The organism is Bradyrhizobium sp. AZCC 1721 (genome assembly GCF_036924715.1).
In the GTDB taxonomy this organism is placed as follows: domain Bacteria; phylum Pseudomonadota; class Alphaproteobacteria; order Rhizobiales; family Xanthobacteraceae; genus Bradyrhizobium.
Window position 1 is genome coordinate 2,723,013 of record NZ_JAZHSB010000001.1, and the last position, 20,530, is coordinate 2,743,542.

Consider the following 20,530-nt stretch of genomic DNA (forward strand, 5'->3'; position numbering starts at 1 on the left):
CCGGGAATCACAGATCCTCGGCGATCAAGGGAGAGAAGCATGATTAGTCTGAAAACCACATTGTCGGCCTTGGCGCTGGCAGCGACCATGGCGACGACGGCGGTGACCGGCGCGTTCGCCCAAAGCAAGGGGACGGTCGGCATCGCGATGCCGACCAAATCGTCGGCGCGCTGGATCGACGACGGCAACAACATCGTCAAGATCCTGAAGGAGCGCGGCTACGGCACCGACCTGCAATATGCCGAGGACGACATTCCGAACCAGCTCTCGCAGGTCGAAAACATGGTGACCAAGGGCGCCAAGGTGCTGGTGATCGCGGCGATCGACGGCACCACACTATCCGACGTGTTGAAGCAGGCCAAGGCCAAGGGGATCATCGTGATCGCCTATGACCGGTTGATCCGCGACACGCCCAATGTCGACTACTATGCCACCTTCGACAACTTCCAGGTCGGCGTGCTGCAGGCCCAATCGATCGAGCAGAAGCTGGGCTTGAAGGAAGGCAAGGGGCCCTTCAACATCGAACTGTTCGGCGGCTCGCCGGACGACAACAACGCCTACTTCTTCTACAACGGCTCGATGTCGGTGCTGCAGCCCTATATCGACAACGGCAAGCTGGTGATTGGCAGCGGCCAGAAGGGCATGGACAAGGTCTCGACCTTGCGCTGGGACGGCGCCACCGCCCAGGCACGGATGGACAACCTGCTGAGCGCGTTCTACGGCCGCAAACGGGTCGATGCGGTGCTCTCGCCCTATGACGGCCTTTCCATCGGCATTCTCTCTTCGCTGAAGGGCGTCGGCTACGGCAGCGGCAACATGCCGATGCCGATCGTCAGTGGCCAGGATGCCGAGGTGCCGTCGATCAAATCGATGCTGAGCGGCGAGCAGTATTCGACCATCTTCAAGGACACCCGCGATCTCGCCCGAGTCACCGCCGACATGGTGGACGCAGCCCTCAGCGGCAAGGAAGTCACCGTCAACGATACCAAGACCTACAACAACGGCGTCAAGGTGGTACCGTCCTATCTCCTGAAGCCCGTCGTCGTCGACAAGAGCAACTGGGAGAAGGTGCTGATCGACAGTGGCTATTACAAGAAGTCACAGATCGACTGAGCAGGACGGCGGCGCCGGCGATAACCGGCGTCGCCACTTGCCTGTCTGTGCGGCGGGCAGAGAGATAAAGGATATGATGGCGCGATGACCGCAATTCTGGAAATGCGCGGTGTGAGCAAGAGCTTTGCCGGCGTGCAGGCACTGCGCGACGTCAATTTCACGGTGGAGGCGGGGCAGATCCATGCGCTGGTCGGCGAGAACGGCGCCGGCAAGTCGACCCTGATGAAGGTCCTCAGCGGCGTCTATCCCCACGGCGATTACGAAGGCAGCATCATATTCGACGGCGAGGAGCGGCGCTTTCGCGACGTCAATGATTCCGAGGCTCTCGGCATCATCATCATCATCCATCAGGAGCTGGCGCTGATTCCGCTGATGTCGATCGCGGAGAACATCTTCCTGTCGCATCCGCCCTCGCGTCTCGGCGTGATCGACCGCGACACGGTTTACCGCCGCACTCAGGAACTGCTGGCCCAGGTCGGCCTCACAGACTTGCCCGATACGCTGGTGACGGACCTCGGTGTCGGCAAGCAGCAACTGGTGGAGATCGCCAAGGCTTTGTCCAAGAGGGTACGATTGCTGATCCTCGACGAGCCGACCGCCAGCCTGAACGAGAACGATAGCGCTGCATTGCTGGACCGGCTGCTTGCCTTCCGCGCCCAGGGCATCGCCTCGATCCTGATCTCGCACAAATTATCGGAGGTCGCCCGCGTCGCTGACCGGATCACGGTGCTGCGCGACGGCCGCACCGTCGACAGCATCGATTGCCGGGCCGAGCCGGTGGAAGAGGACCGGATCATCAGAAGCATGGTCAATCGCGACCTTGCGCATCGCTTTCCGCAACGCAGCGCAACCATCGGCGCACCGGTCTTCGCCGTGCAGGACTGGACGGTGCATCACCCGTTGCACAGAGATCGCCGGGTTATCAAGGGCGTCGATTTCGAAGTCCGGCGCGGCGAGGTGGTTGGAATCGCCGGGCTGATGGGCGCCGGCCGTACCGAATTCGCCATGAGCCTGTTCGGTCGCGCCTGGGGGGAGCGGATCAGCGGGCGTATCTGGCTCGACGGAAGGGAGGTCAACCTGACGAGCGTGGCGGCGGCGATCGACGCTGGCCTTGCTTACGTCACCGAGGATCGCAAGGAGCTCGGCCTGATCCTGGATGCCGACGTCCGCAAGAACATCACGCTGGCGAGCCTTGGCCGCGTGGCGCGGCAGGGCAGGATCGATGACATGTCCGAGCTGCGTGTCGCGAGCGAGTACCGCAACCGGATGCGGATTCGCTGTTCCGACGTCTATCAGGAGACCGGCCAGCTCTCCGGCGGCAATCAGCAGAAGGTGGTGTTGTCGAAATGGCTGATGACCGATCCGAAAGTATTAATCCTCGACGAGCCTACGCGCGGCATCGATGTCGGGGCAAAATACGAAATCTATTGTATCATCAACGAGCTTGCCGAGGCAGGCAAGGGCGTGGTGATGATCTCGTCGGAAATGCCGGAACTGCTCGGGGTTTGCGACCGCATCTGCGTGATGAATGACGGCGCTTTGGTCGGAGAATTCGCCGCCGCCGAGGCCACCCAGGAAAGGATCATGCGCGCCATCATGCGCAACAAGGAAATGCACAAGAAAGTACTTCAGGGAGATTTGCGGCCATGACCGACAAGACGGTTGCGCTGCCCGGGCACGCCGGCTTCATCAAGAACAATTTGCGCAACTACGGCATGCTGCTGTCGCTGTTTGCGATCATGTTGTTTTTCCAGGTCATGACCGACGGCACGCTGCTGCAGCCGCTGAACCTGACCAATCTGGTGCTGCAGAACAGCTACATCGTGATCATGGCGCTCGGCATGCTGCTGATCATCGTCACCGGCCACATCGACCTGTCGGTCGGCTCGGTGGCGGGCTTTGTCGGCGCCGTCGCAGCCGTGCTGATGGTGCGCTATCACATTGCCTATCCGCTGGCCTTCATCGCCTGCCTGCTGGTGGGCGCCCTGATCGGCGCTGCGCAAGGCTATTGGGTTGCCTATTTCAAGATCCCGTCCTTTATCGTGACGCTGGCCGGCATGCTGGTGTTCAAGGGGCTTGCGCTTGCCATCCTGGCGGGTCAGTCGGTCGGGCCATTTCCGCCGACTTTCCAGAAGCTGTCCTCGGGCTTCATCCCGGAACTGTTTCCCGGCGCCGGCACGCTTTATCCGACGTCACTCTTGATCGGTGCGGTATTGGCGGTGGCGCTGGTCTATACCAGTGCCAAGAGCCGGGCGCGGCAGGCCTCGCATGGCATCGAGGTCGAGCCGTTTGGTTTCTTCGTCGCCAAGAGCGCAGTGCTGTTCGCCGTGATCGTGTTCTTCGCGGGCCTGATCGCCTCGCATCGCGGCCTGCCCAATGTACTGGTGATCATGACGGCGCTGATCGCGCTCTATGGCTTCGTCACCACCCGCACCGTGATCGGCCGCCACATCTATGCGATCGGCGGCAACGCCAGGGCCGCCAGCCTGTCCGGCATCAAGACCGAACGGCTGACGTTCCTGACCTTCGTCAATATGGGCGTGCTGGCGGCTCTCGCCGGTCTCGTGTTCGCCGCGCGGCTTAATACCGCGACGCCGAAGGCCGGCGCCGGCTTCGAGCTCGACGTCATCGCCGCCTGTTTCATCGGCGGCGCGTCCGCCTATGGCGGCGTCGGCAAGGTCGGCGGCGCCGTGATCGGCGCCATGATCATGGGCGTCATGAACAACGGCATGTCGATCCTCGGCATCGGCATCGACTACCAGCAGGTGATCAAGGGCCTGGTGCTGCTCGGCGCGGTCTGCCTGGACGTCTACAACCAGCGACGATAGGGCGTTGCGGCTACGCGGCCGCGAGCTCCCGCTTCGCGAACTCGCTGGTTTTGAGACGCGCGACGAGTGCCGCCACTTCCTCGGTCTCGGCGGGCGTCAGGTCCGTCAGTGGCGAACGCACATGGCCGCTGTCACGGTCGATCACCCTCATCCCCGCCTTGATGATCGAGACAGCGTAGCCGCGTTTGCGATTGCGGATCGCGATCAAGGGGAGGATGAAATCGCGCAGCCCTGCCTGCACCGTCTCGCGGTCGCGGCGGCGCACGGCCGCGTAGAACTTGGTCGAGAACTCCGGGACGAAGTTGAATACCGCGGAGGAATAAGTGGTTACGCCCATTTCCAGATAGGGCAGTGCAAAAGTCTCGGCCGTCGGCAATCCGCCGATATACGTTAGCCGGTCGCCCAGGCGCAGGTGGATGCGGGTCATCAGCTCGATGTCGCCGATGCCATCTTTGTAGCCGACCAGGTTGGGGCAGCGCTGGCACAGTCTCTCGAGTGTATCCTCGTTCAGGATCGCATTATCGCGGTTGTAGACGATGACACCGAGCTTGGTCGCGTTGCACACCGCTTCGACATGGGCCGCCAGTCCTTCCTGTTCCGAAAAGACCAGATAAGGCGGCAGCAGCAGCAAGCCGTCGGCGCCGGCCGCCTCGACCCCAATGGCAAGTTGCGTCGCCACCGCGGTGCCATGGCCGATCCCGGCGAGCACCGGCACGCGTCCCTTGGTCTCGTCCACAGCCGTGGCCACGACCTTCGCGACCTCGGCCGGGCTCAGCGAGAAGAATTCGCCGGTGCCGCCGGCGGCAAACAGGCCCGCTACCTCATACCCGCACAGCCAGTCGAGATTGGAGCGGTAGCGGGTCTCGTTGAACGTGTTGTCGGGCCGAAATGGTGTGACGGGGAACGACAGCAGGCCATCGCCGATTCGGCTGGCCATCTCCTCGGGGGTCATCTTGCTCATGCTCTGGTCCTTCAGCGGCTTACGCCAAAGGATTAATGCAAGATGCCCACGGACGGAGACCCAATCACTGTATCGATCGATCCATTGATTGGATCGAGCCGGGTTGGCCGGCAAGGTCTCGGGCAATGCCGGCAATGACGGGGAGAAGCGGGTTGTCATTGTCGCCGCGCCGGACAAAGAACAATTCGGCCGGCCGCTGCCACTGCATCAGGACGGGCCGCAGCACGACGCCGCTGAAGCGCAGATTCGCCGCGGTCTCGGGGACTAACGCCACGCCGACACCCGAATGCACCATGGCAAGGATCGAATGGATCTGCGCAAGATGCTGCGCGTAATTCGGCACTAGATTTGCGCGTGAGAACAGCTCGACCAGGAGATCGTGGAAATAGCGGGCTTCATAGGGCTCGTACATGATGAAGGGCTCGCTTGCGAGATCCTCCAGACGTGGCTCGTCCGCCTGAGCCAGCGGATGGTCGCTCGGCAGTGCCGCAACCAGCGGTTCCGCTGTCACGCGGAAGGCGTCAAGACCACCGCGCGGTATCGGCGGGCGGAGCAGGCCGATATCGATCTCGCCGGAATCGAGCCGCTTGAGTTGGTCGCTGGAGACCATTTCCTTCAGCGATATCTCGATATCGGGAAGTTCACGCCGGCAGGCCGCGACCAGCGCCGGCACGTAGCTGTAGGCGGATGTGGCCGTGAAGCCGATATTGATCGATCCGGCCTTGCCGCTTGCCATCCGCCGGGCCAGCACGGCCGCGCTGTCCGCCAGCTTGAGGAGCTGCCGCGCATCGATCAGAAAACGCTGGCCCGCCGGCGTCAGCCGGACGGCGCGGTTGCTGCGCTCTAGTAGCGTCACATCGAGGACGCGTTCGAGAATCTGGATCTGTCGGCTGAGCGGCGGCTGCGTCATGTTCAGCCGCTGCGCCGCGCGCCCGAAATGCAGTTCTTCCGCAACTGCAACAAAGCAGCGCAACTGGCTCAGCTCAAACATGAAATCTGTATCTTCAACCTGAGACGAAGGGCCGGTGACCGGCCGGATGTCCGACTTCTACCGGCTGATGCGCGGCCGATCCATCCAAAAAAGGTATCGACCTATCCGCAGACTAATTCATAGGCCACCCTGCCCATGACCTATCATTCCTCCCCAACGCTGCCTCGAAGGTCTGCAGCCTGCCGGTGAAAACGGCGGGATCGCGCGGAATTGCGCTTTGAAACGGAGGAACGACCGATGTCTATGCCATCTCTCGCCCGGGCGATTGCCGCCGCTGTCCTTACGGTGTGTGCCTTGGCGCCAAGCGGAGCCGGCGCTCAGAATTTTGAGCGGCCCGTGCGGCTGATCGTGCCGTTCGCTCCCGGCGGCACCTCGGACATTTTGGCGCGCCTGATCAGCCCAAAACTATCCGCCGCCATCGGTCAGTCGGTCGTGGTCGAGAACAAGCCGGGCGCAGCGGGCAATCTCGGGGCCGACGCCGTCGCCAAGGCGCAGCCCGACGGCCACACCCTGTTGCTGATGGATGTCGGATCGCTGGCGACGGCGCCCAGCCTGTTCTCCGATCTCACGTTCGACGTTCAGAAGGACCTCGCGCCGATTTCCATGGTGATGTTCGGCCCCTATGTTCTGGCCGTCCATGAATCGGTCCCGGCGAAGACGTCCAAGGAGCTGATCGAATACGCCAAGGCCAATCCGAACAAACTCACCGTGGCCAATTCCGGCGTCGGCGGCGCCAATCATATCACTGCCGTGGTGATGGCGAAGGAACTGGGAATTCAGTGGAAGAACGTTCCCTACAAGGGCGGGGCGGCCGCCTCGCGCGCCGTCGTGTCCGGGGAGAGCGGCGTGATCATCAACGGCGCTGCGGCGACGATGCCCTTTGTAACAAACAAGCAGCTTGTCGGACTTGCCGTCACCGGCGAGCAGCGGATTGCCTCGGCTCCCGATCTGCCGACTTTCAAGGAGGCGGGCCTGCCCGGCGGCGATGCCGGGACCTGGCAGGGCATCCTGACCACCGGTGGCACGCCGCCCGCCATGGTCGCGCGATTGAACGCCGAAATCCGCAAGATCCTGGAGCTGCCCGAGATTCAGCAGAAGATCGCCGAGCAGGGTGGCGTGGTGCGGGCCCAATCGCCGGAGGAATTCCGCAACTGGCTCAAGGACGCGACGACGCGCTGGGGCACGATCATTCGCGAGGCCGGCATCAAGGGCAGCTAAGGGCGTGCCGATGACGCGTTCCCGGATCGACGTGCAGGACCTGCTGTTTGGCCTGTTCTTCGTGGCGGTGGCGACGGGTACGCTCGTCGCCACGCGCAATCTGACGGTCGGTCACGCCGCCGATATGGGTCCGGGCTATATGCCCCGCGTCGTCGCACTCGCGCTGATGGCGTTCGGCCTTTTCTTCAGCGGACGTGGGCTCTGGCGCGCGGGTCGCGGCATCGCGCCCATTCAGTTGCGCCCGCTGCTGGCGATCCTGGCTTCTGTCGGCGTTTTCGCGCTGACGGCGGAGCGGTTGGGCCTCGCGATCGCCTCCGTCGCCGCCGTAATTCTCGCCAGCTTCGCCACCCGAGAAGGCCGGCTTGTCGAGACCGTGGCATTTGCCATCGTGCTTTCGGGCGCCGCCGTTCTTCTGTTCGTCAAGTTGCTGGGCTTGCCGATCCCGATCTGGCCCCGCTAGGGCGGCACGCTTCGCAGGCAGACGCATATGGAACTCTTTGACAATCTGCTGATGGGTCTTTCGACGGCCCTTCAACTCAACAATTTGATTTTCTGCCTGATCGGCGTGGTCATCGGGACCGCAATCGGCGTGCTGCCCGGCATCGGTCCGATTCCCACGGTGGCGTTGCTGTTGCCCTTCACCTTCGGCCTGTCGCCCGCAAGCGCCATGATCATGCTGGCCGGCATCTTCTACGGCGCGCAGTATGGCGGTTCGACCACCGCCATCCTGGTCAATGTGCCGGGCGAGACGTCGTCGGTCGTCACCTGTATCGACGGTCACGAGATGGCCAAGCAGGGCAGGGCCGGAACCGCGCTGGCCATTGCCGCGATTGCCTCGTTCTTTGCCGGCACGATGGCGACGATCGTGATCGCGGTACTCAGCGTGCCGTTGTCGGTGCTGGCGCTTAAATTCACCGCGGTCGAATATTTCAGTCTCCTCGTGCTCGGCCTGATTGCCGCGGTCGTGCTCGCGCATGGTTCGGTCGCCAAATCGCTGGCAATGGTGCTGCTGGGGCTGTTGCTTGGCCTCGTCGGGATCGATGTCTCCTCGGGCGTCGCACGCATGACCTTCGGCATCGCCGCTCTGTCGGATGGTCTTGATTTCGTGCCGATCGCGATGGGCCTGTTCGGGCTGGGCGAAATCATCGCCAATCTGGAGAGACCCGCCGAGCGCCGCGTCGTCAGCCAGTCGATCCGCAGCCTGATCCCGAGCTGGGGAGACTTGCGGGCGGCTTTTCCAGCCGTGGTGCGCGGCACGGCGCTGGGCTCCGTGCTGGGGGTGTTGCCCGGCGGCGGTGCTGCGCTTCCGCCATTCTCATCCTACGCGCTGGAGAAGAAGCTCGCCCGCGATCCCTCACGCTTCGGCAAGGGCGCCATCGAGGGCGTTGCCGGTCCGGAGGCCGCCAACAATGCCGGCGCCCAGACCAGCTTCATTCCGCTCTTGACGCTCGGCATTCCCGCCAACGCCCTGATGGCGCTGATGATCGGCGCGCTGATGATGCAGGGCATCCAGCCCGGTCCGCAGATCATGACCGAGCAGCCCAAGCTCGTCTGGGGCGTCATCGCCAGCATGTGGGTCGGCAACCTGATGTTGCTGATCATCAACCTGCCGCTGATCGGCCTGTGGGTCTCGATGCTGAAGATACCCTATCGCCTGCTGTTTCCCGCCATCGTGCTGTTCTGCTGCATCGGCACTTACGGGATCGCCAACAGCCTGTTCAATGTCTGGCTGATGATGGGCTGCGCCTTGATCGGCTATTTCTTCATCAAGATCGGCGTCGAGCCGGCGCCGCTCCTGCTTGGCCTCGTGCTTGGTCCGCAATTAGAAGAAAACTTCCGGCGCGCGATGTTGATCGCTGATGGCGATTTCACCGTCTTTCTGTCGCGGCCGATCAGCGCGGTCATCCTCGCAGTCGTCGCCGCCTTGTTGCTGGCAATGCTTTCGCCGGCAATTCTGAGAACGCGGAAAGAGGCGCTGGCGGAATGAGCGGTGCGGGCGTCAGTCGCGCAATTGCCAGCGGCCGATGACCCGAAACCGCGAATTCGCATTGTCCTGACGACACAAGGCGATGGCGTCGATCGCGATCGGGCCGATGCCGGTTGTCGAAAATCTGCTGCGTAGCATTGCCACAATCGGCTCGCGCCGTTCGGCGGGAAGCCGTCCCGTCAGCGTCATGTGGAAGCGAAATTCTTCGAAGACATAAGGATATCCCCAGCGGTCGAGATAATCGCGCTGCCGTGGCGTCAGCGCCTCCGGACTTCGCCGCGCGTGATCTTCCGGGCTGAGTGGAGCACGGAACGAATCGAATGCCCTCGTCGCCTGGGCGGCAAGCAGGTCGAGATCTGCCGACCGTTCGCCGGGAATGACCGCAATGAAGCCGCTGATCGAATCGACGACCGGTTGGATCACGGGCACTGGCCGGGCCAGATCGGCGAACAATTCGCAGGCCGCAGCAAGCTGCGCCTCGGCCTTGCCGTCGGCCAGCGCTATCGGCGCCTTCAGCGTGGCGTGAAAGCCGTATTTGCGCGGATCGCGCGTCAGCTCGCGCCAGTCCAACGGGAGACCGTCCGGAAAGGACAGGTCTTCGCCGCTATGGGCATCGTAGCCGAGCAGCAAGGCGCCGAACCGGTCGAGCGCGCTGTCGGGCGTGGCGGTGTAATAGATTGCGTAACGGGGGTAATTTGCCATTGCGCCAGAATAGGGCCGCCTCACGCGGCTGCAACCGCCTTGCGTGATGCTGCGGACGAATGGACGAGACGGTTCGCCTCCGTCAGATGTACGAGACGCCCCGCGGCAATGACGGCGACGATGCGCGGGCGCAATGGCACCGTGTCATCGACGAGAAGGATATCGGCGCGCTGCCCCGCGGCGAGCGTGCCGCGATCGGCGAGGCCGGCGGCGCGCGCCGGTGCCGCCGAGATCAGTTGCCATGCCGCGGCCAGCGGCAGAACGCCGTCGGCCGCAAGCCGGAATGCCGCCAATAGCGGCGCCGGATAATAATAGTCCGACGCAAGCACCGAACAGAGGCCCTTGGCGATCATGTCGGAGGCCCTGGTCCAGCCTGTATGGCTGCCGCCGCGCACGACATTGGGCGCGCCGAACACGATGAAGTCTCCGGCTTCGGCAGCATCGCGTGCAGTTTCCTCGTTGACCGGGAATTCGGCGATTGCAACGCCCTGCGCACGGAAGGCCTGCCGCATCGCCGGGCTTTCGTCGTCGTGGGAGAGCATCCGGACGTTTGCCGCGCGTGCTGCCTGCGCCAGCCGGGCGATCGAAGCCGGCACGTCGTGGCCGCGGCAGACCACACGTTCCACCAGGCGATCGAACGCCTCATTGCTGAGACCCGTGCGCTCGACCATTCGGCTGCGCTTTTGCGGCTTGGCGAGGCTGGCGACCGTCGAGTCCATGTGGTCGTTGAAGGCGAACAGGTCGACGCGTCCTTCCGAAAGCCAGCCGATGATTTCGCTTTCCGCGTCGAGATTGTAGGTCTCGTGCCGGAGATGGAAGCGGGTGTCGGCGGCGAGCTGCGGCCGCATTTGCTCGATCGCCTCCAGCAAGCGCCTGGCATTGTCGGCGCTGCGCAGGCCGGGCTCCCACGACCAGGTCGTGGCATGATAGACGGTCGTGATCCCGTTGCTGATCGCCTGCCGGTCGCTGTCAACAAGCGCCACATCGATCGGGAAATCGACCCCGGGGCGCGGCATCATCTGCCGCTCGAAGGCATCGCCATGCAGATCGACAATGCCCGGCAATACCAGGAGGCCATCGGCATTGACGCCGCCGATGCCGTGGTTGCTGTCCGCACCTACGGCTGCGATCTCGCGGCCAGCGATCCGCAATGAGGTTTCGACGATTTCGTGGCCGAGCAGGGCCCGGCCACCTTCGATGAACAGTTCAGTCACGATGCGGCACTCTGGTTGAATGAACGGCGAGTAGCTGCTGCGCCGGCTTCGTACTTTTCGAGAAAGCCCTCTACATCGAGCTTGCGGAAATCGGGCAGGGCGCGGCGAAGCGCCTCATGGTCCCAATCCCACCACGCGAGTTCCGCAAGCCGCCCCGCAATGGATTCCGGAAAACGCCGCTTGATCGGCCGTGCCGGATTGCCTGCAACGATCGTATAGGCAGGGACATCCTTGGTCACGATGGCGCCGGCCGCGACCACGGCGCCGGTGCCGATCGAGCGGCCAGGCAGAATAACCGCGCCATGGCCGATCCAGACATCGTGGCCGATATGGACGTGATGCTTGCGGCGCCACGCAAAAAACTCGGCATCGTCGCTCTCGCCCGAAAAGTAGCTGCTGGCGCGGTAGGTGAAATGCGCCTGCGAGGCCCGGTGCATCGGATGATTACCCGGGTTGATGCGCGTCATCGCCGCGATCGAACAGAATTTCCCGATCATCGTATAGGTGATCTGCGAGTCGTTCACGACGTAGGAATAATCGGCCATCGTGACCTCGAGCAGGATGGTCCGGGCGCCGACCTCGGTGTAGGCGCCGAGCTGGCAGTCGCGCACTGACGCGGTGGGGTCGACCAATGGTTCAGTGGAAAGCATCTTGCCGGCCAACGGTAACGTCCATCAACAATCGGGGAAAGGGGCACCGGCTCGTCTTCGATGCGCTTGATGACAAGATCATGACGGATGCGTGACGTCAGTCCCGCTGTGGACGAAGGCCCCCGTTCGGGCCGACTGTCACACAACTGTTGAATCCGGACGCTAGCGATGGCGGCGCTGTAGAGCAATACATGCTGCGTCGTTCTTGATGCACCCGGCGGATTCGCCGGAGTGATCGGACGTTGTTGAAGATCGCCAGGCAATTCATCTGACTGTCACAGGCCGTTGTTAGCGATCGTGACCGCAGACCCACGAGGAGCGTACCGCTTGACATCGCATGCCATGATCGATGCACGAGATATCTCGAAGTCCTATCAGCGTGGCGTGCCTGTTCTGAACGGCGTCACGCTGTCGCTGCGGCGCGGCGAAATGGTCGCGCTGATCGGTGCGTCAGGCTCCGGCAAGTCGACATTGATTCGTGCGATTGCCGGGCTGACGCCGATCGACGGCGGCCGCAATGGCGGAGGCGGCCGAATCGAAGTGATGGGCGAGCCGATCCAGCGGGGTGGCCGCCTCAACAAGAATCGCGGCCTGCGCGCGCGCATCGGCGTGATCTTTCAGCAATTCAATCTTGTGCCGCGGCTTTCGCTGCTGACCAACGTCTGCTTCGGACTGCTGGGGCGATTGCCGATCCTGCGCGGAACCCTTGGTCAATTCAGCGAGGCCGACAAACGCGTGGCCATGCAGGCGCTGGCGCGTGTGGGCATCGCCGAACATGCGCTCAAGCGCGCCAGCGAACTGTCCGGCGGCCAGCAGCAGCGCGCTGCCATCGCGCGTTCGTTAGTGCAGGGGGCCGAACTGTTGATCGCGGACGAGCCGATCGCCTCGCTCGATCCGGCCGCTGCGCGCCGCGTTATGGATTTGCTCGCCGACATGAACCGCAATGACGGCCTGACCGTGTTCATTTCGCTTCATCAGGTCGAATACGCTCTCAAGTATTGCGCGCGCACGATCGCGCTCAAATCCGGCAAGGTCGCCTATGACGGCCCATCCAGCGCGCTGACGCCGGCTTTCCTCAACCAAATCTATGGCGCGGAGTCCGAGGAGCTGTTTCTGCCCTCGTTTGAGGAGCAGGCGCGGCTTGCACAAGAACGCCGAGACAGCAACGAACGGTCAATAGCGCGCGCGCCGGCGAACCCCCCAGCTTTTGATGTCGAACGGCTGTCCGCCTGAAGTCAGTCAGGTACGACCTCGCGCTTGGCGCTACCGAAAATGCAACGCGTTCAAAACAGGAGAAGCGATATGCGCAAGCTAGCTCTGATCGGCACGGCCGTGGCGGTAGGCATTTCGGCCAACGTTGCCCGCGCCGAGACGACCGAACTCAATTTCGGCATTATTGCGACCGAAGCGAGCACAAATCTCAAGACCGTCTGGGAGCCCTTCCTCGACGCGATGGCCAAAGGGACGGGCTTCAAAGTCAACGGCTTCTACGCCTCGGACTATGCCGGCGTGATCGAAGCAATGCGCTTTAAGAAGGTGCAATTGGCCTGGTTTGGCAACAAGTCGGCGATGGAAGCCGCCAACCGCTCGAACGGCGAGATATTTGCGAAGTCCGTCGATTCGGACGGCAACCCCGGTTACTGGTCGCATATCATCGTCCACAAGGACTCGCCGATCAAGAATCTGGAAGACGTCCTCAAATGCGACAAGTCGATCGACTTCAGCATCGGCGACCCGAATTCGACCTCGGGCTTTCTCGTCCCGACCAGCTACATTTTCGCTGCCAAGAACGTCGATCCGAAGGCTTGCTTCAAGACCGTTCGTAATGCCTCGCATGAGGCAAACGGCATGGCGGTGGCGAACAAGCAAGTTGATGCCGCAACGAACAACAGCGAAAGCCTGCGCCGTTTGGAAGTCACCGCTCCCGAAGCCCGCAAGAACATCCGTGTGATCTGGACCTCGCCGCTCATTCCGAGCGACCCGCTGCTCTGGCGCAAGGATCTGGCCGCAGACGTCAAAGCCAAGCTCTATACCTGGGTCCTGAGCTATGGCCGCATCGGAACGCCGGAAGAAATCGCATCCGCGAAGAAGGTTTTGTCTGGTCTGCAATGGGCGCCGTTTATTCCGTCGTCGGACGACCAGTTGCTCCCGATCCGCGTCCTTGAAGCCAACAAGTCGATCATGAAGATCAAGGGTGACGCCAAGCTATCGGCGGAAGAAAAAGCCACCAAGACCGCCTCGCTCGAGGCTGACATCAAGACGTACCAGCAAGCGGCCGACAAGGCCGAGCATGGCGCGTTCATGAAGCAGGTCGCGCCGTTCTTCGAGGCAGACAAGGCCAAGGATCAGGCCAAGCTCAAGAAGCTTATCGGCGAGCTTGCGGCGAACGCTGCGACTGCGCCTACCAACTGATGCTGACGAAGGGCGCCAGCCGCCGTGGTTCGGCGCCCTTTAAACATTTTAGGCCATGACAGACATCATCGCTCCCATCGAAAGCCGGCCGTCGCGGCAGGCCCAGGAACCTCCAGTCCCGCTTTATCCCTTCGCCCGACGAGTGCGGGGTTGGCTGGGCTGGGCGTTCGTTTTCGGCTTGCTGGCCTGGAGTTGGGCTCCGGCCGAAATGTTCCGTGTGTCGGCGCTGTTCACCGACTGGCGCAATATGGCCGAGTTCGGCAGCGCCTTTCTCCATCCGAATTTTCGCGAATGGGATCAGTACATCAGCGACATGGTGGTGACCATCCAGATCGCGATCTGGGGCACCGCCCTGGCAGTCGTGTTTGGCATTCCGTTCTCAATTCTGTGTTCCGCCAATATCTGTCCGCCTTGGATAGTACAGCCAGTTCGTCGGTTGATGGATTCCTGCCGCGCCATCAATGAGATCGTGTTCGCGTTACTGTTCGTTGTGGCGGTGGGCTTAGGCCCATTCGCTGGCGTGATGGCGTTGTTCGTTCACAATCTCGGCGTGTTCGCGAAGCTGTTTTCCGAAGCGGTCGAAGCGGTCGATCCGCGGCCAGTGGAAGGCATTCGCGTGACCGGTGCGGTGCGCGTGCAGGAGGTGATCTTCGGTGTCATTCCTCAGGTGCTGCCGCTGTGGAGCTCGCTTACCCTCTACCGGCTTGAAACTAACGTCCGCTCGGCGACGACACTTGGCATTGTCGGAGCCGGTGGCATCGGCCAGACCCTGTATGAAAGCATCCGGAGTTTTCAGTACGCCGATACGGCCGCGCAAATCATTATCGTGGTCGTGACGGTGATGGTGCTCGATCTCATCAGCGCCTGGATCCGCAAAGTGCTGGTATGATCGTACGCTTCGTCGACTAGACTAGGCTGACTAGACGGCGCTGCAGCGCTCGGCGTCTTGGTGAAGGCGAATAGCCCCCTTACAAATCCATCGATGAAGGGCAATCGATCGGATTTTGCAACAAGCTTCGCTTCTGCGATTGCCAGATCGCGCGGTCGTCTAATCGCCGCTATTGACCATTCTCGATTAGGAACTCGACACGCTCCGCGGCGAAGCGCGCGCGTTTGGTTACCAACGGTTTGCCGCCGGTATCGACATCGGTACTATCGACCACGAGAACGGGACGCCCGAGCGCGAGATCGAGCCTTGCGGCGTCGGAGGCGTCCACGATGGTGGCGGTGACGCGGGTTGAGGCGCGGCGGTAGTCGCGAACGCCGTAATGCGCCAGCAGTTTGGTCATTGAGCGTACGTTGGCGAAGACCGCTCCGGCGTCCGGAAAGCGATCGGCGGAAAGCCAACTGGTGCTAATGCAGATCGGCGTGCGGTCAGCGAGCCGCACCGATTCGATCCGGACCAGCGGTGCGCCGGTCTTCAGTCCGAGCTCACGGGCCAGTTCGCGCGTCGCGGGCTCTTCGGAGGCATCGATCAATTGGCCGCGCGGCTCGCGGCCGCCGGCGCCGACGATTTCGGAAAATCGCGTCCGCGAGCGCAAGGGATAGGCGAGGCGCTGCGCCTCGACATAGGTGCCGCTGCCGCGTTCGGCGCGCACCAGGCCGCGTTCGGCAAGCGCAGCCAGGGCACGCCGCACGGTGTGGCGGTTGACCCGATAGGTATCGGCGATCTCGATCTCGCCCGGCAGCTTTTCGCCCGCAGCAAAGCGGCCGTCGGCAATGCCGCGCTCGATACCGTCGGCGACCTGCCGCCACAAGGCGACACCGGAACTCTCCTGCAGGCTCATGGCGTGGTGATACCAGATATTATCCGTTTGTCACGAAACAGTCATGGCGCTCCGTTATCAAGTTGTCTATTATCATAGACAACTTGATTCAGGCAAGGTTGCTCATGGGATTGACCGGGCGGAACAGCAGAGAGGCGCAGCGCAAGGCCGCGATGGCGGTGCTGGCGCATTCCGAAGCTGGCGATATTGCGGGCCATCTCGCGGCGATCGCGGTACCCGCACACGAGAACCTGCGCGAGCCCGAGAATGGCCTCGTGATGGTGCGCGGCCGCGTCGGCGGCGACGGTGCGCCGTTCAATTTCGGCGAGGCCACGGTGTCGCGCGCGGCGGTGCGTCTTGCGACCGGCGAGATCGGCTTCGGCTACGTGCTCGGCCGCGACAGGCGGAAGGCGCAGATGATCGCGCTCTGCGATGCCATGGTGCAGTCGACAGAGCTTTCAGGCGAGGTCGAGACCAAGGTGATCGGGCCTTTACGCGCCGCCATGATCGCCGATCGCAACCGCAAGGCGGCCGAGACGGCGGCGACGCGGGTCGATTTCTACACCATGGTGCGCGGCGAGGGGTGATGCGATGACGACGGTTGCAGAATTGCCCGCAGGGTTTGCCGACAAGGTGTTGTCGGCGCAGTCGACCTTCCGCTCCGTGATGGATGCGATGGCGCGTCCCGGAAGCGCGCAACGGGTCACGGCGGCTGTCGGCGCGCCGGCCGGGGTGATGCGCGGCGCGGCCGCGATCGCGCTCACGCTGTTCGATCACGATACGCCGATCTGGCTCGATGCCGCGATGTCGGCCACGCCTGATGTGGCGAAGTGGCTCAAGTTCCATACCAGTGCATCGGTGGTCGCGGATTCCTCGATCGCCAGCTTCGCTCTGGTCGGCGACGCCAAGAATCTGCCGGCGCTCGATCGCTTCGCGTTCGGCAGCAACGAGTATCCTGACAGGTCGACGACGCTGATCCTGCAGGTCGAGAGCCTGACGCAGGGGCCTACATTCGAGGTGAAGGGGCCGGGCATCGACGGTACAGCGCTGCTGCAGGCGACGCTCCAGCCGCGCGACCTCTTTCGGCGGCTCACCATCAACGAAGCCCTGTTCCCGCGTGGCATCGATGTCGTGCTGGTCCATGACGACTTGATTGTCGCAATCCCCCGAACCACGCGGCTGGTCGCAAGCGGAGCATAGCCCATGTATGTAGCCGTCAAAGGAGGCGAACGCGCCATTGAGAACGCCCACCGCCTGCTGGCGCATGAGCGACGTGGCGACCGTGATGTGCCAGAACTCTCGCTGGCGCAAATTGCCGGGCAGCTCTCGCTCGGCGTCGACCGCGTCATGACCGAAGGCTCGCTCTACGACCGCGAGCTGGCGGCACTCGCGATCAAGCAGGCGCGCGGCGACTTGATCGAGGCGATCTTCCTGGTCCGCGCCTTCCGCGCCACGCTGCCTCGTTTTGGCGCAACCGAGCCGGTCAACACCAGCGAGATGCAGGTGCGCCGGCGCATCTCCTCGACGTTTAAGGATATTCCGGGCGGCCAGATCCTGGGGCCGACTTTCGATTATACCCATCGCTTGCTGGATCCGCAGCTTGCGGACGGCTTTGTGCCGGAGCAGCCGGCGACGTCAGAGCCAACGCAGGCGGCAGCGCCGCGCGTCACCGACATTCTCGGTCGCGATGGCCTGATCGAGCCTTCGCCGGCAGCGGATGCCGGCGCGCCGGTCGGCGATCTCACGCGCGAGCCGCTGAGTTTTCCGGCCGACCGCGATCTGCGGCTGCAAAATCTTGCGCGTGCCGACGAGGGGTTCCTGCTGGCGCTCGGCTATTCCTCACAGCGCGGCTATGGTCGCAATCATCCCTTTGCCGGCGAAATCCGCTTCGGCGAGGTGGAGGTGGAATTCTACGCCGAGGATGCGGGCTTTGCCGTCCCGCTCGGCTCAATTGGGCTGACCGAGTGTCAGATGGTCAACCAGTTCAAGGGATCGGCGACGGAAGCGCCGTGCTTTACGCGCGGCTATGGCCTGGCCTTCGGGCAAAGCGAGCGCAAGACCATGTCGATGGCGCTGGTCGATCGCAGCCTGCGCGCCCGCGAGCTGGGCGAGGAAGTGATCGCTCCGGCACAGGACGAGGAATTCGTGATGTCGCACTCGGACAATGTCCAGGCGACCGGCTTCGTTGAGCATCTCAAGCTGCCGCATTACGTCGACTTTCAGTCCGAGCTTGGTCTGTTGCGCAAGCTGCGCAAGGAGTTCGCCGATGCCAATGAGGCGCCGGACATGCAGGAGGCCGCGGAATGAACGCGCCAGCTTACAATTTCGCCTATCTCGACGAACAAACAAAGCGGATGATCCGCCGCGCGATCCTGAAGGCGATCGCGATTCCGGGCTATCAGGTGCCGTTCGCCAGCCGCGAGATGCCGATGCCCTATGGCTGGGGCACGGGCGGCGTGCAGGTGACGGCCGCGATCCTGGGGCCCCAGGATGTGCTGAAGGTGATCGACCAGGGTTCGGACGACACTACCAACGCGATCTCGATCCGGAAATTCTTCGGCAAGACCGCGGGCGTCGCAACGACGACCGTTACGTCGGACGCCACCGTGATCCAGACCCGGCATCGGATTCCCGAAGCGCCGCTGCATGCCGGGCAGGTGCTGGTCTATCAGGTGCCGATCCCCGAGCCGCTGCGGTTCCTGGAGCCGCGCGAGACCGAGACGCGGCGGATGCATGCGCTGGCCGAATATGGCCTGATGCACGTCAAGCTGTATGAAGACATTGCGCGCTTCGGCCATATCGCGACCTCCTACGCCTATCCGGTGAAGGTGAATGCACGCTATGTGATGGATCCGTCGCCGACGCCGAAATTCGACAATCCGAAGATGGACAATTGCCCGGCGCTGCAATTGTTCGGCGCAGGGCGCGAAAAGCGCATTTACGCGATTCCGCCGCACACCCACGTGGTGTCGCTCGACTTCGAGGATCACCCGTTCACGCGCTATCGGTTCGACGCGCCTTGCACGCTGTGCGGCGCCGGCGATTCCTATCTTGACGAGATCGTCACCGACGACAAGGGCGGCCGAATGTTCGTCTGCTCGGATACCGATTATTGCGAGTCTCGCCAGTTGGCCGGCCATCGCGGCAGCGAGAGCGCGGCGCCGCACAAGGAGAGGGCGCATGGCTGAGCCGCAAGACCTCATGCAAGACGACCAACCGCTTCTGGTCGCCGAAAACGTTGGCAAGAACTATGGCCGGTTGACCGCCTGCCGCGACGTTTCGTTTGCGCTCTATCCCGGCGAGGTGCTGGCTATCGTCGGCGAGTCCGGCTCGGGCAAGTCCACGCTGCTGCAACTGTTGTCCGCGCAGCTCGCGCCGAGCGCCGGGCGGGTGTCATACCGGATGCGGGACGGCGTGTTGCGCGATCTCGCCAGCCTCGGGGAGGCCGAGCGCCGCTTCTTGTTCCGTACGGATTGGGGCTATGTGCACCAGGACGCCGCGCAGGGCCTGCGCATGGCGGTCTCGGCCGGCGCCAATGTCGGCGAACGGCTGATGGCGGTGGGCTGGAATCACTATGGTCGCATCCGCGATACCGCCTCGTCCTGGCTGGAGCGCGTCGAAATCGATACCGCGCGTATCGACGACGCGCCGCGCACCTATTCCGGCGGCATGCGGCAACGGTTGCAGATCGCGCGCAATCTGGTCACCGAGCCGCGGCTGGTGTTCATGGACGAGCCGACCGGCGGGCTCGACGTGTCGGTGCAGGCGCGGCTACTCGATCTGATGCGCAATCTCGTCAGCGAGCTCGGCCTTGCCGCCATCGTCGTCACCCATGACCTCGCTGTGGCCCGGCTGTTGTCGCACCGCGTGATGGTGATGAAGGGTGGGCACGTCATCGAAACCGGCCTGACCGACCAGGTGCTCGACGACCCCCGCGAGCCCTATACCCAACTCCTCGTTTCCTCGATTTTGCCGGCATGAGCACGCCAATGACTGCGATGATCGATATCACCAGCGCCGAAAAGACCTTTACCATGCATCTGCAGGGCGGCGTCGAGCTGCCCGTGGTGCGCGGCGTCTCGTTTCAGGTCGAGCCAGGCGAATGCGTTGTGCTGTCGGGCCCTTCCGGCGCCGGCAAATCCTCGATCCTGAAAATGATCTTTGGCAATTACCGCTGCGATGGCGGCCGGATCGGCATCCGGCATCAGGGCACGGTGATCGATCTTGCTGCGGCCGAACCGCGGCAGGTGCTCAGCGTGCGCCGCACGACCATCGGCTATGTCAGCCAGTTCTTGCGGGCGGTGCCGCGGGTCGCCACCATCGACGTGGTGGCGGAGCCGCTGATCGCGAACGGAATTGCACGCGCGGAAGCCCGCGAGAAGGCGGGCGCGCTGCTGCGCCGCCTCAACATTCCCGAGCGGCTGTGGGCACTGCCGCCATCGACGTTCTCCGGCGGCGAGCAGCAGCGCGTCAACATCGCGCGCGGTTTCATTTCCGATCTGCCAATTCTGCTGCTGGACGAACCGACCGCCTCGCTCGACGCGGCCAATCGCGCTGTAGTCGTTGAGTTGATTGAACAGAAGAAACGACAGCGCGTCGCGATGGTGGCGATCGTCCATGACGATGAAATTCGCCATCTGATCGCCGACCGCATTGTCGACGTGACATCGTTCGCCGCCGCGGCATGA

At 63.1% G+C, this 20,530-nt stretch carries 21 protein-coding genes; 15 read left to right on the top strand and 6 right to left on the bottom strand.

All coding sequences use genetic code 11. The features are described 5' to 3' along the window. Positions 1 to 39 precede the first annotated feature (39 nt). From chvE to mmsB, 3 genes are all read left to right on the top strand, one after another. Positions 40 to 1,113 carry a multiple monosaccharide ABC transporter substrate-binding protein gene (gene chvE / locus V1273_RS12900; protein WP_334409820.1) on the top strand — a complete coding sequence of 358 codons (1,074 nt, stop codon included), beginning with the start codon at positions 40 to 42 and terminating at the stop codon, positions 1,111 to 1,113. Positions 1,114 to 1,197: 84 nt separating this feature from the next. Beyond that, on the top strand, positions 1,198 to 2,763 hold the full coding sequence (gene mmsA / locus V1273_RS12905; RefSeq protein ID WP_334409821.1) for a multiple monosaccharide ABC transporter ATP-binding protein: 1,566 nt from the start codon (positions 1,198 to 1,200) through the stop codon (positions 2,761 to 2,763). Beyond that, on the top strand, positions 2,760 to 3,941 hold the full coding sequence (gene mmsB / locus V1273_RS12910) for a multiple monosaccharide ABC transporter permease (RefSeq protein ID WP_213252346.1): 1,182 nt from the start codon (positions 2,760 to 2,762) through the stop codon (positions 3,939 to 3,941). The genes mmsA and mmsB overlap by 4 nt, the downstream gene beginning before the upstream one ends. Positions 3,942 to 3,951: 10 nt before the next feature. On the opposite strand, the gene kdgD is transcribed toward mmsB, so the two are convergent. Then, positions 3,952 to 4,902 carry a 5-dehydro-4-deoxyglucarate dehydratase gene (gene kdgD, locus V1273_RS12915; RefSeq protein ID WP_334409823.1) on the bottom strand — a complete coding sequence of 317 codons (951 nt, stop codon included), beginning with the start codon at positions 4,900 to 4,902 and terminating at the stop codon, positions 3,952 to 3,954. Positions 4,903 to 4,966: 64 nt separating this feature from the next. Beyond that, entirely contained in the window at positions 4,967 to 5,893 is a 927-nt protein-coding gene (locus tag V1273_RS12920) for a LysR family transcriptional regulator (protein WP_334409824.1), read from the bottom strand. 237 nt (positions 5,894 to 6,130) lie between these two features. On the opposite strand from V1273_RS12920, the gene V1273_RS12925 reads away from it, so the two are divergent. The 3 genes from V1273_RS12925 to V1273_RS12935 are packed head-to-tail and all read left to right on the top strand — an operon-like array spanning position 6,131 to position 9,098. After that, positions 6,131 to 7,111: a Bug family tripartite tricarboxylate transporter substrate binding protein gene (locus V1273_RS12925; RefSeq protein ID WP_334409825.1), complete on the top strand. Its 981-nt coding sequence runs from the start codon at positions 6,131 to 6,133 to the stop codon at positions 7,109 to 7,111. 10 nt (positions 7,112 to 7,121) lie between these two features. Beyond that, entirely contained in the window at positions 7,122 to 7,571 is a 450-nt protein-coding gene (locus tag V1273_RS12930; protein ID WP_334409826.1) for a tripartite tricarboxylate transporter TctB family protein, read from the top strand. A gap of 27 nt (positions 7,572 to 7,598) precedes the next feature. Next, positions 7,599 to 9,098, top strand: coding sequence for a tripartite tricarboxylate transporter permease (locus V1273_RS12935; protein WP_334409827.1), 1,500 nt, complete (start codon positions 7,599 to 7,601; stop codon positions 9,096 to 9,098). 12 nt (positions 9,099 to 9,110) lie between these two features. Here V1273_RS12935 and V1273_RS12940 read toward each other — a convergent pair whose 3' ends face one another. Genes V1273_RS12940 through V1273_RS12950 form a run of 3 tightly spaced genes read right to left on the bottom strand, consistent with a single transcriptional unit; the run spans position 9,111 to position 11,676 of the window. Then, positions 9,111 to 9,800, bottom strand: a complete 690-nt coding sequence (locus tag V1273_RS12940; protein WP_334409829.1) for a DUF1045 domain-containing protein — start codon at positions 9,798 to 9,800, stop codon at positions 9,111 to 9,113. A gap of 20 nt (positions 9,801 to 9,820) precedes the next feature. Then, positions 9,821 to 11,014, bottom strand: coding sequence for an alpha-D-ribose 1-methylphosphonate 5-triphosphate diphosphatase (locus tag V1273_RS12945; protein WP_334409831.1), 1,194 nt, complete (start codon positions 11,012 to 11,014; stop codon positions 9,821 to 9,823). Continuing rightward, positions 11,011 to 11,676 (bottom strand): transferase hexapeptide repeat family protein, encoded by a 666-nt coding sequence (locus tag V1273_RS12950; protein ID WP_334368040.1) that lies wholly within the window; start codon positions 11,674 to 11,676, stop codon positions 11,011 to 11,013. The genes V1273_RS12945 and V1273_RS12950 overlap by 4 nt, the downstream gene beginning before the upstream one ends. A 315-nt stretch (positions 11,677 to 11,991) precedes the next feature. Between V1273_RS12950 and phnC the strand changes: the two genes are divergently transcribed. From phnC to phnE, 3 genes are all read left to right on the top strand, one after another. Continuing rightward, positions 11,992 to 12,897 carry a phosphonate ABC transporter ATP-binding protein gene (gene phnC, locus V1273_RS12955; protein WP_334409832.1) on the top strand — a complete coding sequence of 302 codons (906 nt, stop codon included), beginning with the start codon at positions 11,992 to 11,994 and terminating at the stop codon, positions 12,895 to 12,897. Positions 12,898 to 12,966: 69 nt separating this feature from the next. Continuing rightward, the gene (gene phnD / locus V1273_RS12960; protein WP_334409833.1) at positions 12,967 to 14,076 is read left to right on the top strand and encodes a phosphonate ABC transporter substrate-binding protein; all 1,110 of its coding nucleotides are present in this window, start codon (positions 12,967 to 12,969) and stop codon (positions 14,074 to 14,076) included. A gap of 55 nt (positions 14,077 to 14,131) precedes the next feature. Next, complete coding sequence (gene phnE, locus V1273_RS12965) at positions 14,132 to 14,965, top strand: phosphonate ABC transporter, permease protein PhnE (protein ID WP_334368043.1); 834 nt, start codon at positions 14,132 to 14,134, stop codon at positions 14,963 to 14,965. A 169-nt stretch (positions 14,966 to 15,134) separates the two neighbouring features. On the opposite strand, the gene phnF is transcribed toward phnE, so the two are convergent. Then, positions 15,135 to 15,863 (bottom strand): phosphonate metabolism transcriptional regulator PhnF, encoded by a 729-nt coding sequence (gene phnF, locus V1273_RS12970; RefSeq protein WP_334409835.1) that lies wholly within the window; start codon positions 15,861 to 15,863, stop codon positions 15,135 to 15,137. Positions 15,864 to 15,967: 104 nt separating this feature from the next. Here phnF and phnG point away from each other — a divergent pair, with 104 nt between their 5' ends. Genes phnG through phnL form a run of 6 tightly spaced genes read left to right on the top strand, consistent with a single transcriptional unit; the run spans position 15,968 to position 20,530 of the window. Beyond that, the gene (gene phnG, locus V1273_RS12975; protein ID WP_334409836.1) at positions 15,968 to 16,429 is read left to right on the top strand and encodes a phosphonate C-P lyase system protein PhnG; all 462 of its coding nucleotides are present in this window, start codon (positions 15,968 to 15,970) and stop codon (positions 16,427 to 16,429) included. A gap of 4 nt (positions 16,430 to 16,433) precedes the next feature. Next, entirely contained in the window at positions 16,434 to 17,042 is a 609-nt protein-coding gene (gene phnH, locus V1273_RS12980; RefSeq protein WP_334409837.1) for a phosphonate C-P lyase system protein PhnH, read from the top strand. Positions 17,043 to 17,045: 3 nt separating this feature from the next. Continuing rightward, the gene (locus V1273_RS12985; RefSeq protein ID WP_334409839.1) at positions 17,046 to 18,149 is read left to right on the top strand and encodes a carbon-phosphorus lyase complex subunit PhnI; all 1,104 of its coding nucleotides are present in this window, start codon (positions 17,046 to 17,048) and stop codon (positions 18,147 to 18,149) included. Continuing rightward, a complete protein-coding gene (locus V1273_RS12990) occupies positions 18,146 to 19,030 on the top strand; it encodes an alpha-D-ribose 1-methylphosphonate 5-phosphate C-P-lyase PhnJ (RefSeq protein WP_334409841.1) in 885 nt (294 codons plus the stop codon). Before V1273_RS12985 ends, V1273_RS12990 begins: the two co-directional genes overlap by 4 nt. Continuing rightward, positions 19,023 to 19,823, top strand: a complete 801-nt coding sequence (phnK, locus tag V1273_RS12995; RefSeq protein WP_334409842.1) for a phosphonate C-P lyase system protein PhnK — start codon at positions 19,023 to 19,025, stop codon at positions 19,821 to 19,823. The genes V1273_RS12990 and phnK overlap by 8 nt, the downstream gene beginning before the upstream one ends. Positions 19,824 to 19,831: 8 nt before the next feature. Continuing rightward, positions 19,832 to 20,530, top strand: a complete 699-nt coding sequence (phnL, locus tag V1273_RS13000; protein ID WP_334368050.1) for a phosphonate C-P lyase system protein PhnL — start codon at positions 19,832 to 19,834, stop codon at positions 20,528 to 20,530.

What these genes read in the sequence shown, in the direction of transcription:
- chvE (WP_334409820.1), top strand. Translation starts at nt 40, where the DNA reads ATGATTAGTCTGAAAACCACATTGTCGGCCTTGGCGCTGGCAGCGACC.
- mmsA (WP_334409821.1), top strand. Translation starts at nt 1,198, where the DNA reads ATGACCGCAATTCTGGAAATGCGCGGTGTGAGCAAGAGCTTTGCCGGC.
- mmsB (WP_213252346.1), top strand. Translation starts at nt 2,760, where the DNA reads ATGACCGACAAGACGGTTGCGCTGCCCGGGCACGCCGGCTTCATCAAG.
- kdgD (WP_334409823.1), bottom strand. Translation starts at nt 4,902, where the DNA reads ATGAGCAAGATGACCCCCGAGGAGATGGCCAGCCGAATCGGCGATGGC.
- V1273_RS12920 (WP_334409824.1), bottom strand. Translation starts at nt 5,893, where the DNA reads ATGTTTGAGCTGAGCCAGTTGCGCTGCTTTGTTGCAGTTGCGGAAGAA.
- V1273_RS12925 (WP_334409825.1), top strand. Translation starts at nt 6,131, where the DNA reads ATGTCTATGCCATCTCTCGCCCGGGCGATTGCCGCCGCTGTCCTTACG.
- V1273_RS12930 (WP_334409826.1), top strand. Translation starts at nt 7,122, where the DNA reads ATGACGCGTTCCCGGATCGACGTGCAGGACCTGCTGTTTGGCCTGTTC.
- V1273_RS12935 (WP_334409827.1), top strand. Translation starts at nt 7,599, where the DNA reads ATGGAACTCTTTGACAATCTGCTGATGGGTCTTTCGACGGCCCTTCAA.
- V1273_RS12940 (WP_334409829.1), bottom strand. Translation starts at nt 9,800, where the DNA reads ATGGCAAATTACCCCCGTTACGCAATCTATTACACCGCCACGCCCGAC.
- phnD (WP_334409833.1), top strand. Translation starts at nt 12,967, where the DNA reads ATGCGCAAGCTAGCTCTGATCGGCACGGCCGTGGCGGTAGGCATTTCG.
- phnE (WP_334368043.1), top strand. Translation starts at nt 14,132, where the DNA reads ATGACAGACATCATCGCTCCCATCGAAAGCCGGCCGTCGCGGCAGGCC.
- phnF (WP_334409835.1), bottom strand. Translation starts at nt 15,863, where the DNA reads ATGAGCCTGCAGGAGAGTTCCGGTGTCGCCTTGTGGCGGCAGGTCGCC.
- phnG (WP_334409836.1), top strand. Translation starts at nt 15,968, where the DNA reads ATGGGATTGACCGGGCGGAACAGCAGAGAGGCGCAGCGCAAGGCCGCG.
- phnH (WP_334409837.1), top strand. Translation starts at nt 16,434, where the DNA reads ATGACGACGGTTGCAGAATTGCCCGCAGGGTTTGCCGACAAGGTGTTG.
- V1273_RS12985 (WP_334409839.1), top strand. Translation starts at nt 17,046, where the DNA reads ATGTATGTAGCCGTCAAAGGAGGCGAACGCGCCATTGAGAACGCCCAC.
- V1273_RS12990 (WP_334409841.1), top strand. Translation starts at nt 18,146, where the DNA reads ATGAACGCGCCAGCTTACAATTTCGCCTATCTCGACGAACAAACAAAG.
- phnK (WP_334409842.1), top strand. Translation starts at nt 19,023, where the DNA reads ATGGCTGAGCCGCAAGACCTCATGCAAGACGACCAACCGCTTCTGGTC.
- phnL (WP_334368050.1), top strand. Translation starts at nt 19,832, where the DNA reads ATGACTGCGATGATCGATATCACCAGCGCCGAAAAGACCTTTACCATG.